This is a genomic window from Actinomadura chibensis NBRC 106107 (assembly GCF_001552135.1).
In the GTDB taxonomy this organism is placed as follows: Bacteria; Actinomycetota; Actinomycetes; order Streptosporangiales; family Streptosporangiaceae; genus Spirillospora; species Spirillospora chibensis.
This window is the reverse complement of sequence record NZ_BCQP01000024.1, coordinates 116,204-131,706: the sequence shown is the minus strand read 5'-3', so window position 1 is coordinate 131,706 and position 15,503 is coordinate 116,204. Positions and strand designations below refer to the sequence as shown.

The 15,503-nt window shown below is 74.7% G+C and carries 13 protein-coding genes; 6 read left to right on the top strand and 7 right to left on the bottom strand.

All coding sequences use genetic code 11. From position 1 onward, the window contains the following. Window positions 1-111 precede the first annotated feature (111 nt). Window positions 112-675, top strand: a complete 564-nt coding sequence (locus ACH01S_RS14205; RefSeq protein ID WP_067890682.1) for a DoxX family membrane protein — start codon at window positions 112-114, stop codon at window positions 673-675. A 76-nt stretch (window positions 676-751) separates the two neighbouring features. Then, on the top strand, window positions 752-1,228 hold the full coding sequence (locus tag ACH01S_RS14200) for a cyclic nucleotide-binding domain-containing protein (protein ID WP_067890679.1): 477 nt from the start codon (window positions 752-754) through the stop codon (window positions 1,226-1,228). Here ACH01S_RS14200 and ACH01S_RS14195 read toward each other — a convergent pair. Next, window positions 1,225-1,653: a pyridoxamine 5'-phosphate oxidase family protein gene (locus ACH01S_RS14195; RefSeq protein WP_067890676.1), complete on the bottom strand. Its 429-nt coding sequence runs from the start codon at window positions 1,651-1,653 to the stop codon at window positions 1,225-1,227. The two genes, ACH01S_RS14200 and ACH01S_RS14195, sit on opposite strands and share 4 nt — an antisense overlap. A 160-nt stretch (window positions 1,654-1,813) precedes the next feature. Between ACH01S_RS14195 and ACH01S_RS14190 the strand changes: the two genes are divergently transcribed. After that, a complete protein-coding gene (locus ACH01S_RS14190; RefSeq protein WP_067890672.1) occupies window positions 1,814-2,671 on the top strand; it encodes a universal stress protein in 858 nt (285 codons plus the stop codon). Window positions 2,672-2,689: 18 nt separating this feature from the next. Here ACH01S_RS14190 and ACH01S_RS14185 read toward each other — a convergent pair whose 3' ends face one another. From ACH01S_RS14185 to kdpF, 4 genes are read right to left on the bottom strand one after another with little or no spacing between them, the layout of a single operon-like run. Continuing rightward, entirely contained in the window at window positions 2,690-3,607 is a 918-nt protein-coding gene (locus ACH01S_RS14185) for a potassium-transporting ATPase subunit C (protein ID WP_067890669.1), read from the bottom strand. 1 nt (window position 3,608) lies between these two features. Next, on the bottom strand, window positions 3,609-5,768 hold the full coding sequence (gene kdpB / locus ACH01S_RS14180) for a potassium-transporting ATPase subunit KdpB (protein ID WP_067890665.1): 2,160 nt from the start codon (window positions 5,766-5,768) through the stop codon (window positions 3,609-3,611). Beyond that, window positions 5,765-7,429: a potassium-transporting ATPase subunit KdpA gene (gene kdpA, locus ACH01S_RS14175; RefSeq protein ID WP_067890663.1), complete on the bottom strand. Its 1,665-nt coding sequence runs from the start codon at window positions 7,427-7,429 to the stop codon at window positions 5,765-5,767. The genes kdpB and kdpA overlap by 4 nt, the downstream gene beginning before the upstream one ends. Beyond that, window positions 7,429-7,518: a K(+)-transporting ATPase subunit F gene (gene kdpF, locus ACH01S_RS45950; protein ID WP_067890658.1), complete on the bottom strand. Its 90-nt coding sequence runs from the start codon at window positions 7,516-7,518 to the stop codon at window positions 7,429-7,431. Before kdpF ends, kdpA begins: the two co-directional genes overlap by 1 nt. Before the next feature lie 468 nt (window positions 7,519-7,986). On the opposite strand from kdpF, the gene ACH01S_RS14165 reads away from it, so the two are divergent. Beyond that, a complete protein-coding gene (locus ACH01S_RS14165) occupies window positions 7,987-9,972 on the top strand; it encodes a sensor histidine kinase (protein WP_083980670.1) in 1,986 nt (661 codons plus the stop codon). Continuing rightward, a complete protein-coding gene (locus ACH01S_RS14160; RefSeq protein ID WP_067890650.1) occupies window positions 9,969-10,631 on the top strand; it encodes a response regulator transcription factor in 663 nt (220 codons plus the stop codon). Before ACH01S_RS14165 ends, ACH01S_RS14160 begins: the two co-directional genes overlap by 4 nt. 22 nt (window positions 10,632-10,653) lie before the next feature. Here the strand turns inward: ACH01S_RS14160 and ACH01S_RS14155 are convergent, their stop codons facing one another. Further along, window positions 10,654-11,991 carry an aminotransferase class I/II-fold pyridoxal phosphate-dependent enzyme gene (locus ACH01S_RS14155; RefSeq protein ID WP_067890647.1) on the bottom strand — a complete coding sequence of 446 codons (1,338 nt, stop codon included), beginning with the start codon at window positions 11,989-11,991 and terminating at the stop codon, window positions 10,654-10,656. A gap of 22 nt (window positions 11,992-12,013) precedes the next feature. On the opposite strand from ACH01S_RS14155, the gene ACH01S_RS14150 reads away from it, so the two are divergent. Continuing rightward, a complete protein-coding gene (locus ACH01S_RS14150) occupies window positions 12,014-12,787 on the top strand; it encodes a YggS family pyridoxal phosphate-dependent enzyme (protein WP_148344454.1) in 774 nt (257 codons plus the stop codon). Here the strand turns inward: ACH01S_RS14150 and ACH01S_RS14145 are convergent. Beyond that, entirely contained in the window at window positions 12,784-15,438 is a 2,655-nt protein-coding gene (locus tag ACH01S_RS14145; protein ID WP_067890641.1) for an ATP-binding protein, read from the bottom strand. The genes ACH01S_RS14150 and ACH01S_RS14145 overlap by 4 nt on opposite strands. Between the last annotated feature and the right edge of the window lie 65 nt (window positions 15,439-15,503).

Sequence of the window (15,503 nt, the reverse complement as noted above, 5' to 3'; positions counted from 1 at the left end):
CGAGGACGTTGGTCCCGCCGATCGTGCGCCGAACGGTCCTACAGCGCGCCCTCGCCGCACGGTTGAGTCGGAGGCGAGGGAAAACAGCGATGTGATGGAAGGTGAGAGGCGATGGCGCTCTCCGAGCACAAGACCCATGTGGGACGGGAAACCCTGATCCGGGTCGTGCGGCCGCGGCCGCTGACCGAGTCGCCCGCCGCTCGCTACGTCTGGGCGCTGGCCCGGCTGGCGCTCGGCTGGGTGTTCGCCTGGGCGTTCCTGGACAAGATGTTCGGGCTCGGGCACGAGACCCCCGCCGGGAAGGCGTGGATCGACGGCGGCAGCCCGACCGAGGGGTTCCTCAAGCACAGCCCCGCGGGGCCGCTGGCCGGGTTCTACCACGACATCGCGGGCGCGGCCTGGGCCGACTGGCTGTTCATGATCGGGCTGGGCGCGGTCGGCGCGGCGCTGGTCCTGGGGGTCGGGATGCGGATCGCGGCCGTGGCGGGCGCGGCGCTGCTGGTCATGATGTGGTCGGCGGTGCTGCCCCCGGCCAACAACCCGTTCATGGACGACCACCTGGTCTACGCCCTCCTGCTGGTCGGCCTGGCCCTGGTCAGCGCGGGCGACACCCTGGGCCTTGGACGCTGGTGGAGCGGCACCCGCCTCGTCCAGCGCCTCCCCATCCTGAAGTAGGCGATCTCGACGGGAAAGGCGCCCGCCGTCCGGCGGGCGCCTTTCCGGCCATCCAAGGCCATTGAAAGGGGGACCGATGAGCATCGTCACCGGTACGGACCTCGCGCGCGAGCCGTTCCTGCGCGGCATGCGGAGAACCGACCTCGCCAAGCTGGCGAAGGCCGCCCGGCACGTCGCGATCCCGGAGGGCCGGCGCGTGTTCGGCGAGTCCGACCCCGCGGAGCGGTTCTGGCTCGTCCAGGACGGGACCGTCTCCGTCGACCTGGACACGCCGGGACGCGGCCCCGTCGTCATCGAGACCTACGGCCCCGGATCCGTGCTGGGCTGGTCGTGGCTGTTCCGCCCGCACGAATGGCGGTTCGGCGGGGTCGCCGGGACGCCGGTCCGGGCGATCGAGTTCGACGGGCGGCTCGTCCGGACGCTCTGCGCGGTCGACCCGTCCATGGGGTACGAGCTGACGCGCCGCTTCGCCGAGCTGGTCGTGCGAAGGCTTGAGGCGACGCAGGCGAGGCTGCTGGAGCTGTCCGCGTCCGGGGCCCGGGCGACGTCCTAGGACGCGGCCGGGGCGGCGCCGTCGCCGATCCGGCGCCCGGTGATCAGCTCGGGATGGATCCGGATGAAGGTGTCGCGGGCGCCCGGCGCCCAGCTCTCCAGCGGCAGGGCGTCCAGCGCGGCGATCTCCCGGGGGTCGGTGGCGCGGCGGGCGCGGCCGACGACGACCACCGACCAGCCCGTCCGGGCGGCGGTGTCGAAGTCGTCGATCTCGAAGGCGACGATCGTGTCGGCGGCGGCCGTGGCGAGCCGCGACGTCCCCGACGTCCTGAGCACGATGTCGCCCCGGCTGAGGATGAAGTTGACCGGCTGGACGGCGGGCAGCGCCTGGTGGGTGAACACGATCCGGCCGATCGCGGCGCGGCTGAGGAGTGCGCGGCACTCGTCCCGGTCGAGGATCTCCAGGCCGCTCTGGTCGAGCTTCATGCGTCCAGCGTGCCGCCCCGCCCGGCGGCGTGTTAGGGACCAAGGTCCCGGAAGGGCCGAAGGTCCCCGCTGATCTGGACCGATGCCTCTCTTCGAGGGGCGGCGCCCCGGGCAGGCTGAAAGTGATCGCAAAGGTCGGATATCGGGAGGTGCGGGGCTGATGATCAACGGTGTCGTGGTCGGTTACGACGGCTCGAAGAAGGGCGTCCAGGCCCTCGACTGGGCCGTCGAGGAGGCCCGGACGCGGGGCGTGCCGCTGACCGTGCTGCACGCGTGGAACGTCTACGTCGGCGGCCCGGTCGCCGTGCCCGTCGTCGATCTGCAGGCGCTCGGGCAGGAGACGCTGGACGAGGGCGTCGAGCACGTCCGCAAGGCCGCGCCCGAGCTGTCGGTGCGGGGCGTCCTCGCGCGCGGCCCGGCCGCCGCCGAGCTGATCGAGGCGGGCCGGAGCGCCGACCTCATCGTGCTCGGGCCGCGCGGCCTCGGCGGGTTCGCCGGGCTCGTGCTCGGCTCGGTCAGCGCGCAGGTCGCCGCGCACGCCGCGTGCCCGGTCGTGATCGTCCGGGGCGACCTCGACACCGGGCCGGGACGCGTCGTGGTCGGCGTGGACGGCTCGGCCGCGTCCCGGTCCGCGCTGGAGCTGGCCTTCGCCGAGGCGGACGCGGGCGGGCACTCCGTCCACGCCGTGACCGCGTGGGAGTCGGTCCCGGTGAAGGGCCTCCCGCCGCTCGCGGACGAGGACGGCATGCGCGCGGCGGCGGAGGCGCGGCAGGCCCGGCTGATGATCCCGATGCGCGAGCGCCACCCCGGCGTGGACGTGCGGACCGAGGTCCTGACGGGCTCGCCGCGCGAGGTGCTGCTCGCCGCCTCGGCGGACGCGCGGCTGCTCGTCGTCGGGTCGCGGGGCCTCGGCGGCTTCCGCGGGCTGCTGCTCGGCTCGGTGAGCCAGGCGCTGGTCGAGCACGCGTCGTGCCCGGTGGCGGTCGTCCACGAACCCCGCCCGGACCAGGACGCCTAGCCGTGGCCGCGGGAGCGGTCAGCCGCGGAACGGGAACCGCCGGTCCAGCGCGATGTTGAGTTGCAGGACGTTGACCGCCGGTTCGCCCATGAAGCCGAGCGCCCGCCCGCCGGTGTGCCGCCTGACCAGCTCCGCGACCCGGGCGGGCGGGACGCCGCGCGCCTCGGCGACGCGGGCGGTCTGGAGCCGCGCGTAGGCGGCGGAGATGTGCGGGTCGAGGCCGCTGCCGCTCGCCGTCACGGCGTCCGGCGGGACGGCCGGATCGGCGGGCGCGTCCCCCCGGACGGGCACGACGAGGCCGGTCGCGTAGTCCTCGCCGTACCGGGCCAGCTCGACGCGGACGCCCTTGTACGCGGCGACGAACGGCGCTTTGACGACGCCCTCCTGCTCGTTCAGGCTGACGACCCGGGTCGGGTGCGGGACGTCCCCGTCCGCGGTCCGCCCGCCGAACACCGCGAGGACGGCGCCGACGCCGCTCGGCGCGCAGAACGGGCGCGCGCCGCTCACGCCGTCGAGTTCGCCGACGGCCTTGCTGCGTTCGCAGACCTGGGTGAGAAGGCTCTGCTTGGCGTTCTCGTCCTCCTTGCCCGCCGCGACGAGCTTCGGGTCGGGCAGGGTGTCGACGATGTCCTCGGGGCCGAGGTTGCTCGCGGAGGTGGCGGTCGGGTCGTAGCCGTCCCCGGCGTTGGACGGACGGCTCTGGAAGTACTGCTTGAGCGGGTTGCCGTCCTTGTCGGTGAACGACTGCCCGATGAGCGCGCTGCCGACCGTCCGGCCGCCGGAGGTGACGAGCGACCCCTCCGCCTTGCCGTCCAGGCCCGGCAGTTGCGCGACGGCGAACACGGCGAGCGGGTACGCGACGCCGAGCACGACGGTGAACACGAGGAGGGCGCGGACGGCCGCGAGGTGCCGCCGGACCCACGAGAGATCGAACATGTCAGGACATCCCCGGAAGGTACCGAACGAACAGGTCGATGAGCGTGATGCCGATGAACGGGGTGACGATCCCGCCGATCCCGTACAGGCAGAGGTTGCGCGACAGCAGCGTGGACGCGCTGCCCGGCGAGTACCGGACGCCGCGCAGCGCGAGCGGGATCAGCGCGACGATGACCAGCGCGTTGAACACGACCGCGGACAGGATCGCCGACTGCGGGCTGTGCAGGCGCATCACGTTCAGCGCGTCCAGGCCCGGGAACAGCGCCATGAACATCGCCGGGATGATGGCGAAGTACTTGGCGATGTCGTTGGCGATGGAGAACGTCGTCAGCGCGCCGCGCGTGATGAGCAGCTGCTTGCCGATCTCGACGATCTCGATGAGCTTGGTCGGGTCGGAGTCCAGGTCGACCATGTTCCCGGCCTCCTTGGCGGCGGAGGTCCCGGTGTTCATCGCGACGCCGACGTCGGCCTGGGCCAAGGCGGGCGCGTCGTTGGTGCCGTCGCCGGTCATCGCCACGAGCCGCCCGCCCTCCTGCTCGCGCTTGATCAGGGCGAGCTTGTCCTCCGGCTTGGCCTCGGCGAGGAAGTCGTCGACCCCGGCCTCGTCGGCGATGGCCCGCGCGGTGAGCGGGTTGTCGCCGGTGATCATCACGGTGCGGATGCCCATCCGGCGCATCTCGTCGAACCGCTCCCGCATGCCCTCCTTCACCATGTCCTTGAGGTGGATCACCCCGAGTACGCGGGCGCTCCCCTGCGCGTGCTCGGCGACGACCAGCGGCGTCCCGCCGGACGCCGAGATCCCCTCGACGATCGCGCCGAGCTCGGACGGGACCGTCCCGCCGTGCCCGCCGACCCAGTCCGCGACGGCCGCCGCGGCGCCCTTGCGGAGCATCCGCGCCGGGGCGTCCCCGGACGCCTCCAGGTCCACTCCCGACATCCGCGTCTGCGCGCTGAACGGGACCCAGGTGGCGTGGCCGAGCTCGCCCGGCGTCCGCTCGCGCAGGCCGTACCGCTCCTTCGCGAACACGACCACCGACCGGCCCTCCGGCGTCTCGTCGGCGAGGCTGGAGAGCTGCGCGGCGTCCGCGAGCCGCGCGCCCGGCACGCCGTTCACGGGGACGAGCTCGGCCGCCTGCCGGTTGCCCAGCGTGATCGTGCCGGTCTTGTCGAGCAGGAGGGTGTTGACGTCGCCCGCCGCCTCGACGGCGCGCCCGGACATGGCGAGGACGTTGCGCTGGACGAGCCGGTCCATCCCCGCGATGCCGATCGCCGAGAGCAGCGCGCCGATCGTCGTCGGGATCAGGCAGACCACCAGCGACACCAGCACGATCCCGGTTACCCCGTGGCCGTCCAGCGCCGCCGTGTCCCCGATGCCGGGGTTCCCGGACTTGGAGTAGATCGCGAGCGGCTGCAGCGTCGCCACCGCCAGCAGGAAGATCACCGTGAGCGCCGCCAGCAGGATGTTCAGCGCGATCTCGTTCGGCGTCCGCTGCCGGTTCGCGCCCTCCACCAGCGCGATCATCCGGTCGATGAACGACTCGCCCGGCTTCTGGGTGATCTTGACGACGATCCGGTCGGACAGCACCTTCGTGCCGCCGGTCACCGCGGACCGGTCGCCGCCCGACTCCCGGATCACCGGCGCGGACTCCCCGGTGATCGCGGACTCGTCCACGCTGGCGATGCCCTCGACCACGTCCCCGTCGCCGGGGACGATCTCGCCCGCCTCGACCACCGCGAGGTCGCCCGGCCGCAGCTCGGACGCCCCGACCCGCTCCTCCCGCCGGTCGGGGCCGGTGAGGCGGCGGGCCGTCACGTCGGCCTTCGTCCGGCGCAGCGCCTCGGCCTGCGCCTTGCCGCGGCCCTCCGCGACCGCCTCCGCGAGGTTCGCGAACAGGACGGTCAGCCACAGCCACAGCACGATCAGCCAGCCGAACACGGTCGGGTCCAGCACGGCGAGGACGGTCGTCCACACCGCGCCCACCTCGACGATCAGCATCACGGGGGTGCGCCACAGGGTGCGCGGGTCGAGCTTGCGGAACGCGTCCGGCAGCGACGCGACCAGCAGCCTCGGGTCGAGCAGCCCGCCGCGCACGCGGCGCCGGTCGGGCTTCGGCGCGGGCGACCCGGAGGCCCCCGCCTTCCGCATGGTCTGCGCGGTCATCGGTGGATTCCTTCGGCGAGCGGCCCGAGCGCGAGCGCGGGCAGGAACGTGAGGGCGACGAGGACGACGGTCACGCCGGCGACCATGCCGACGAACTGCGGGCGGTGCGTCGGCAGCGTCCCCTTCGACGCCGGGACGCGGCCCTGCCCGGCGAGCGAGCCGGCCAGCGCGAGGACGAACACGATGGGCGCGAAGCGGCCGAGCGCCATGCACAGGCCGAGCGCCGTGTCGTAGAAGACGGTGTTGACCGTCAGCCCCGCGAACGCCGAGCCGTTGTTGTTGGACGCCGACGTGAAGGCGTAGAGCACTTCGGACAGCCCGTGCGGGCCGGTGTTGAGCATGCCGTCCCGGCCGTCGCGCGTCGCCATCGCCACCGCCGTCCCGGTCAGCACCAGGATCGGCGTGATGAGGAAGTACAGCGCGGCGAACTTGATCTCGCGGGAGCCGATCTTCTTGCCCAGGTACTCCGGGGTCCGGCCGACCATCAGCCCCGCGACGAAGACCGTGATGACGGCGAGGACCAGCATCCCGTACAGGCCGGACCCGACCCCGCCGGGCGCGACCTCGCCCAGCATCATGTTGAACATCGTCATCATGCCGCCGAGGCTCGTGTACGAGTCGTGGAAGGAGTCCACGGCGCCCGTCGAGGTCAGCGTTGTCGCGGTGGCGAACACCGCCGAGTTCAGGACGCCGAACCGGGTCTCGGTCCCCTCGGTCGCACCGCCCGCCGCGGTCGGGACCGTTCCGTGGTGGACGCCCTGGAACACCATCGTGAGGACGACGCTCGCGACCGCGATGACGCCCATCGCCGCGGCGATCGCGTAGCCCTGCCGCTTCTGCCCGACCATCCGGCCGAACGTGCGCGGCAGCGCGAACGGGATCAGCAGGATGAGGAAGATCTCCAGCCAGTTCGTCCAGGCCGTGCCGTTCTCGAAGGGGTGGGCGGAATTGGCGTTGTAGAAGCCGCCGCCGTTCGTCCCGAGCTCCTTGATGACCTCCTGGCTCGCGACGGGGCCGCCGGTGATGGTCTGCGAGCCGCCGGTCAGCGTGCTGATCGGCGTCCCGTCGTGGAAGTTCTGGACGAGCCCGCCCGCGATCAGCGCCACCGCGCCGACGAACGCGATCGGCAGGAGGACGCGCAGCGAGCCGCGCGTCAGGTCCACCCAGAAATTGCCGAGGTTCCGGCTCTTCCTGCGCGCGAATCCGCGCACCAGCGCGATGGCGACGGCCATTCCCACGGCCGCGGACACGAAGTTCTGCACCGCGAGTCCCGCCATCTGCACCAGGTGGCCCATCGTCGACTCGCCCGAGTACGACTGCCAGTTGGTGTTGGTGACGAAGCTGACCGCCGTGTTCCACGCCTGGTCCGGCTTCACCGGATCCATTCCGAGGCTCAGCAGAAGGTGCTGCTGCACCCTCTGGAGCAGATAGAGGAACAGGATTCCGGCAACGGAGAACGCCAGCACGCTGCGCGCGTAGGCTCCCCAGGTTTGCTCGGCGTCCGGGTCGGTGCCTATCAGTCGGTAGACGCCGCGCTCCACCCGGTTGTGCGACCGTCCGGTGTACACGCGGAACATGTAGTCGCCCAGCGGCCGGTGCACCACGACCACGGCGAGTATCAGGGACCCGAGGAACAGGATCCCCGCCAGTGTCGGGCTCATCAGAACCGCTCCGGGAACAGCAGCGCGGCCACCAGGAAGCCGATCAGCAGCACCGCCAGCACCAGCCCGGTCGCGTTCTCCGCGGTCACAGTCTCTCCACGCCCTTCACCAGCAGGCCGAGCGCGACGAAGACCGCCACGGTCAGCAGGACGAAGGCCAGGTCGCTCATTTCGGGATCGCCCACCTCTGTCGAACTCCGGCGCTGGGACGGCCGCTCCGCGCCGTCCCGAACAAGCCCGGCTATTTCGGACTCATAGGGAGTAAATTCGCTGTTCTGCGGCGAAACAGCGATCTTGACGCGTTCCTGACGCCGAGCCCGCGGATCTTGACGCGCCGCCGACGTGCCCCGCGCCGCGTCCCGCGATTTCGGGCGGGCCGGTCCGTCGGTGGGCCGTGACAGCGTGGCGGGATGACACCGGCGGCGGTCCCAGAACCGGCGGGCGCGCGGCGGGGGCGCGGTTGTCCCGGATCCGCCCGAGGGAATCGGGATACCGTCCCGGACGATCCGGGCCGTTCGTCCCGGAACCCGGGACGGCGGCCGTGCCATCCTCGGTGGGATGGGAAGAACGTCCCCGACCCTCCGTCCCCGCCGGTCGGGTCGGTGGCTCGCGGCCGTGGCGGCGGGCTGCGCGGCGGCGGCGACCGTCGCCGGGCTGCGGTGCGACGCGCTGATCGGCGGCGGGCCCCGTCCGGTGGCGCCGGACGGGGCGTCCTGGAGCTTCACGGTGCCGGGCCTCGCGCTGGCGCTCGCGGGCGCGGTCCTCGCGGTCCGGCCGCCGAGGCACGCGTTGACCTGGCTGCTCGCCGCGTCGGGCGTCCTCGCCTGCGGCGGGGGCGCCGCCGGGGCGTACGCGTCGCTGTCGCTGCTGGAGCACGGCGGCGGCCTGCCGCTGACGTCCCTCGCCGCCCACGCAGGTGGCCGGACGGGCGCGTCGCTCGCCCTCCTCCCGCCGCTGCTCCTGCTGTTCTTTCCAGACGGTCGGCTGCCCTCGCCGCGCTGGCGACGGCCCGCGCTCGCCTCGCTGGCCTGCACGGGCACGGCCGTGCTGTTCGCACCTTCGTGGGCGTCGGGTCCGGACGCGCTCGGCGCGGCGCTCGTCGCGGGGAGCCTGGTGATACCGCTCGCGGCGTTCGCCCGGCGGTTCGGCGGGGCCACTCCCGAGCGGCGCGCGCAGCTCCGCTGGATGCTGGCGGCCGTGTCGCTGAACGCCGCGCTGACGGCCGTCCCGCCGGTCGCGCCATGGGCGTGGGCGGACGACGCCGCGTTCGGGACCGGGCCGGTGGCGCTGGCGGCCGCCGTCCTCATCGCGGTCGCCGGACACCGGGTGGTGCTCGGCCGCGCCCTGCTCTACGGAGGGCTGGCCGGCGCCGTGGTCGGCATCGAGCTCGCCGTGTTCCTCACCGCGACCACGCTGATGAACGAGCCGCTGGCGGCGATCCTCGGCGCGGGCGCCGTGGCCGTCCTGTATCCGCCGCTGCGCGCCCGCCTGCGGCGCTCGGTCGACCGGCCGGCGGCCGGACGCGGCGACCCGCACGACGTCGTGTCCGCCCTCGCGCGCCGCCTGGCGGGCTCCGGCGGCTCCGGCGAGCTGCTCGCCGACGTCGCGCGGACGGTGCGCGCCGCGTTCCGCTCGCCCTACGTGCGGGTGGAGACGGACCGCGCCGACGGGCGCACGATGGTCGCCGAACTCGGCGCCGGGCGCGCGGGCACGGTGATCCCGCCGGTCGCGCGCCGCGGCGTGCCGATCGGACGCCTCGCGCTCGTGCCCCGCACCGGCCCGCGCCTCCCCGACGCCGACCAGCGGCTGCTGGCCGACGTCGTCCGGCGGGCGGCCGCCGCCCGCGCCGCCGCGCCGGCCGAGGACCTGCGGCGCAGCCGCGCGCGCCTGGTCGCGAGCGTGGCCGAGGAGCGGCGCCGGCTGCGCCGCGACCTGCACGACGGGCTCGGCCCCGCGCTCGCCGCCGCCGCGCTGAAGGTCGAGGCCGCGCGGAACCTGGCGGCCGGCGACCCGGCCGGGGCCGACCGCGCCCTCGCCGACGCGCGGTGCGACCTGTCGGCGCTGCTCGCCGACGTCCGGCGGCTGGTGCGCGGGCTGCGGCCGCCCGCGCTCGACCACCTCGGGCTGGCGGGGGCCGTCCGGCGGCGGATCGGGCGCCTGGACGGCGCGCGCCCGGCCGTCACCCTCGACGTCGCCGGGGACGGCGCGGCGCTGCCCGCGCTGCCCGCCGCGGTGGAGGTCGCCGCGTACCGCATCGTCTGCGAGGCGCTGGCGAACGTCACCCGGCACGCCGCCGCCGAGCGCTGCGCCGTCCGCCTGGCGGCGGCGGCCGGCGCGCTGGAGGTGGAGGTCGTCGACGACGGCCGCGGCATCACGTCCGGCGCCGTCGCCGGGGTCGGCCTGCTGGGCATGCGCGAGCGGGCCGAGGAACTGGGCGGGCACTGCGCGGTGACGTCCCCGCCGGACGGCGGGACGCGGGTGCACGCCGTCATCCCGTACCGCGCGGCGCCGCCGCGCGCGGCCGAGCTGGGAGGAGCGCGATGACCACCGAGGCGCGGCCGCGCGTCCTGCTGGCGGACGACCACCCGGTCTACCGCGGCGGCCTGTCGCTGATGCTGACCTCCACCGGGGCCGTCGAGGTGATCGGCACCGCCGCCGACGGGATCGACGCCGTCGACATGGCGCGCCGCCTGCTGCCCGACGTCGTCGTCATGGACCTGGAGATGCCGAGGCTCGACGGCATCGAGGCGACCCGGCGCATCACGGGACGGCACCCGGACGTCGCGGTGCTGGCGCTGACCATGCACGAGGACGACGAGAGCGTCCTCGCCGCGATGCTCGCGGGCGCCCGCGGCTACCTGATCAAGGGCGCCGACCAGGCGGAGATCCTGCGCGCGATCACCGCGGTCGCGCACGGCGAGATCATCTTCGGACCGGCGCTGGCCGCGCGGATCACCGCGTACTTCGCCCGGCTCGCCGCCGCGACCACCGCGGAACCGGACCCGTTCCCGCAGCTCACCGGCCGCGAGCGCGAGGTGCTCACGCTCATCGCGGGCGGGCTGACGAACCGGCAGATCGCGGAGCGGCTCTCGCTGTCGCCGAAGACGATCCGCAACAACGTCTCCGCCGTCCTCGCGAAGCTCCAGGTCGCGGACCGGACGCAGGCCGTCCTGCGGGCCCGCGAGGCGGGACTCGGCCGCTGACCCGCGCCGCGCGGGAGCGCGCCTACCCGGCGACGGCCTCGGCGAGGTCGTCGGCCAGCAGCGCGGCGTGCTCGTCGCCCAGGTGGTGCACGGTGAGCCGCAGGTGCCCGGCGGCGGCCGGGCCGCGGAGCGCGAAGCGGTCGCCGGTCCGGGCGAGCCAGCCCCGGCGCAGCAGCCGCTCGGACACCGTCCCGGCGGCGTCCGCGCCGACCGGCACCCAGAGGTTGAGGCCGTCGCCGGGCCGGACGCCGACGCCGCGGGCCCGGAGCAGTCCGGCGAACCGGGCGTTGCGGTCGGCGTAGTGCGCGCGGGCCCGGTCGATGAGAGCCAGCGCGGACGGGTCGGTGAGTAGCCCGGCGGCCAGGCGTTGCAGGAGGTGGCTCGTCCAGGTCCGTCCGGGGCCGATGCGGGTCGCGAGGCGGTCGGCCGTGTGCGGGTCGCTGGCGACGAGGGCGAGGCGTAGGTCGGGCCCGAGGAATTTCGACACCGACCGGACCAGGGCCCAGCGCATGTGCCCGGAGCCGATGATGCTGCGGTATCGCGCGGTGGACAGCATGGAGAAATGGTCGTCCTCGATGACCAGGACGTGGGGATGCCCGGAAAGGACGGCGCGCAGTTCCTCGGCGCGCGCGGCGGAAAGGCTCACCCCGGTCGGATTGTGCGCACGCGGCGTGCACACCACCGCGCGCACTCCCCGCTGGAGCGCGTCGCGGAGCCCGTCGGCCGTCATCCCGTCCGCATCCACCGGGACGGGCACCGGACGGTATCCCGCCAGCCGGACGGTGTTGATGCTCGCCAGGAAGCAAGGGTCCTCCAGCGCGACGGAATCGCCGTGCGCCAGGGCTTGGGCGAGGAGCCGCTCGACGGCGTCGACGGCGCCGGCCGTCACCGTGACGCGCATTTCGCGGGGCTGGTCGGCTTCAAGCCACCGGTGCGCCCACCGTCCCAGCGCCGGGTCGGTCGTGCGTTCCCCGTACAGCACGGCTCCGCCGCGCGCCGGACGCACGCCGAGCGGGTCGGGGAGCAGGGCCGGGTCGGGGTTGCCGCTGCCCACGTCGCGCAGCGGGCTGCCGGCGGCGAAGCCGTCCTGCTCGACGGCGGCGGACGGGTCGGCGATCACCGTTCCCGCGCGCCGCCGGGTGTCGGCCACGCCCGCCTGGACGAGCCGCTGGTAGGCGGCCATGACCGTGTTGCGGTTCACGCCGAGCCGGTCGGCGAGCCGCCGCACCGGCGGCAGCGGCGTGCCGGGGACGAGCTCTCCCGCGTCCGCGAGGGCGCGCACGCTCGCCGCGATCTCGCCCGCCGTGCGTCCGGTGATCTCCATGCCGCCGAGCTCCCTGCCGCTTCCTGGACCTGGCATGGGACATGTTAGCTTTTGTCCTATGCCAGATGGTTCGCAGCGGTATCCGAAGGCCGAGAGCGTCGCCGACTTCGCCCGCAACCTCGCCGAGGTCCGCGCGCGCATCGACGCCGCCGCCGAGCGGGCCGGGCGTTCGGGCGCGGAGGTGCGGCTGCTGCCGGTCAGCAAGACCGTCCCGGAGGAGCGGATCCGGCTCGCGGTCGAGGCGGGCTGCCGGACGCTCGGCGAGAACAAGGTCCAGGAGGCCAAGCGGAAATGGCGGAACCTGGCCGACCTCGACGTCTCCTGGTCGGTGATCGGCCATTTGCAGACCAACAAGGCCAAGGACGTCGCCGCGTTCGCCGCCGAATTCCAGGCGCTCGACAACCTGCGGGCCGCCGAGGCGCTGGACCGGCGGCTCCAGGCGGAGGGCCGGAGCCTGGACGTGTTCGTCCAGGTGAACACGTCCGCCGAGGAATCGAAATACGGCCTGCCGCCGGACGAGCTCAGCGCATTCCTGAAGAAGCTGCCGAACTATTCGGCGCTGAACGTCCGGGGCCTGATGACCCTCGCCGTCTTCACCGCGGACACCGAGCGGGTGCGCGCCTGCTTCCGCCTCCTCCGCACCCTCCGCGACCAGGCCCGCGACCTCGACCTGGTCGGCCCGGGGGAGCTGTCGATGGGCATGTCCGGCGACTACGAGACGGCCATCGAGGAGGGCTCCACGGTCGTCCGCGTCGGCCAGGCGATCTTCGGCGCGCGTCCCGTCCCGGACGGCCGCTACTGGCCCGGCGCCGCCGACGTTCAGAAAAGCTAAGCGTTGGTGGCGTGCCAGGTGGCGATATGCGCGCGGTTGTGCACGCCGAGTTTCGTGAGGATATGCGAGACGTGGTTCTCCACCGTCCGTTCCGAGAGGTGGAGGCGCGCGGCTATCTGCCGGTTGGTGAGGCCGTCGGCGACGAGCGCCGCGATCTGCCGCTCCCGTTTCGACAGCGGCGTGTCCCCGTCCTTTCCGCGGAGCGCCGCCGCGCGGTCGGCGAGCGGGCGCATGCCGAGCCGCACCGCCTCGCGGTGGCACAGCTCGCGGTGCGCGGCGGCCGACCGCGGGTCGCCGGGCGCCCCGCGGGCGAGGCACAGCCGCGCCAGCTCCAGGTGCGCGAGGGCCTGGTAGGGCGCTGAGCCGATCGCCTGGCTCTGGGCGAGCGCGCTGGTCAGATGGGTTTCGGCGGCCGTCCAGTCGGCGCGCAGGAGCGCGAGCCGGCCGAGCTGGAGGGCGACGGGCGTGCCCCACGGGGTGTGGGCGGCGGCGCCGCCGGACTGGACGTCCGCGTAGGGGAGCAGCGACTCGTACAGCTCCCGGGCCCCGGCCGTCTCGCCGAGCAGGCTCAGCAGGTCGGCGCCGCCGACGGCGATGACGAGCCATTCCGGGCTCCGCTCGGGCACCTGGCCCAGATGCGGGACGATCCCCCGCCAGATCCGTGCCGCGTCGTCCACCCGCCCGAGGCAGGCGAGCAGGAGGGCGTGCCAGGCGCGGGCGAAGAACGGCCCCTGCTCGGTGAAGCGCCGGACCCGCGGCTCGACCTCCGCGAGCCCGGTACCGGTGAGGACGGCGTCGTGCGCGGTGAAGATCAGGTCCAGGAAGTCGGCGCCCTCGTGGCCGCAGCGGCGGCCGATCGTGCGCGCCTCCGCGACCCGGGCGCGGCCGTCGGCGAAGCGGCCCTCAAGGAACGCCAGCGAGGCCGTGGCGAGGGCGTGCCGCCAGCGCCACAGCGGCTCGCCGGACCGGGCGACGAGCCTGCCGAGCGCCGCCAGCTCGGTGTCGAACTCCACCCGGCGTCCGAGCTCGGCGTAGGCCGACAGGCGCCAGAAACGCCCCCACAGCGCGCATTCTCCGCCCTGCCGGACGGCCTGCTCGCACAGCGCGAGCCTCCGCTCGACGTGCCGGGGGTGGACCAGCTCGGTGTGCCGGGCCCTCAGCGCCAGCAGCAGCGCGTCCGGGTCGCCGGTGGCCTCGGCGGCGGCGAGCGCGCGCTCGCCGAGACCGGCCGCCGCGTCCGCCGCCCACGGGTCCGCGGTGATCGCGAGCTGGGCGAGCAGCCGCGTCTCGCGGACGGGGTCCGTGCCCGCGAGCAGCGGGAGCGCCTCCTCGCACAGCGCGTGGACCTGCCCGGTCAGCCCCGAGAAGTAGTCGGCGCGCGGCGCGGTCGCCGCGTCGGCGATGATCCGGGCGTCGCCGGACGCGCGGCCGAGGTCGGCCGCCTCGGCGCAGTGCCCCCACGCCTCCTCCACGTCCCCGGACCGGAACTCGCAGCGCGCGAGCGCGATGAGCAGCTCGGCCCGGCGCGGCCCCGCCGAGGGGAGCGCGAGCGCGGCCCGGTACTGCGCCGCCGCCGACTCGTAGGCGGAGCGGGCCTCGGCCTGCCGGGCCGCGGCGAGCGTGGCGTCGAGGGCCCGGTCCAGGTCGCCGGCCTGGCGGAGGTGGTGCGCGACCGCCTCGACCATGCCGCCCGGCCGGAGCGCCTCGGCGGCGCGGGCGTGCAGCCGCCGCCGGTCCGCGCCGTCCAGCCGCGCGTAGAGCGTTTCCTGGACGAGCGAGTGGAAGAACCGCGCCGTCCCGCCGTCGAGCTCGACGAGGCCCGCCGCGACGGCCTCGTCCAGGGCCTCGGGCGGCGAGCCGGTCACGGCGGTGAACACGGCGAGCGGGAACTCCTGGCCGAGGACGGCGGCCGCGCGCAGCGCGTCCGCGCCGTCCAGCCGGTCGACGCGCTGGTCGATCACCTCGCGCACGCCGCGCGGCAGCCCCGCCGCGGACCCGGTGACGCGCATCAGCCGCAGCAGTTCGAGGACGAACAGCGGGTTGCCGCCCGACCTGCGGCGCAGCCCGGCGACCTCCGCGCCGCCGAGGTCGTGGCCGAGGGTGCCCGCCGCGAGTCGGCCGACCTCGCCGGGGCTGAGCCCGCCGAGCGCGATGTGCGAGCAGGCCCGCTCCCGCAGCACCGGACGCAGCGCGGGCGGCGCGCCCGGCCCCCGGTACGGGCCGACGAGCAGCAGCGGGACGTCCGCGACCTCCGCCGCCACCACCCGCAGCAGCGCCAGCGAGGACGGGTCGGCCCAGTGCAGGTCGTCGATCACCAGCAGCAGCCCGGGCGGCGCGGCGTCCCGCAGCACCTGGACGACGTGGTCGAACAGGCGCGGACGGCTCGCGCCGGACAGGTCCAGGTCGGGGAGCCGGAGCGCGCGGGAGAGCTGCGCCCACGGCCGGTAGGGCGACGCGCCGTCGCCCTCCAGGCAGCCGCCCCACGCCGTGCGGACGCCGTCCGCGCGCGCCTCCCGGCCGAGCGCGTGCGCCAGCGCCGTCTTCCCCGCCCCGGCCTCGCCCTCGACGAGGACGACGCCGCCCTCCCCGGCCAGCGCCTCGGCGAGGCGTTCCCGCAGGAAGGCGAGCTCCCGGTCGCGCCCCACGAACATCGGTTGAGTACCTCGCTGAGTGGTTTCCCAGATGTGCGTAGCGTGCCGGATTCCTAGCGTCGTCG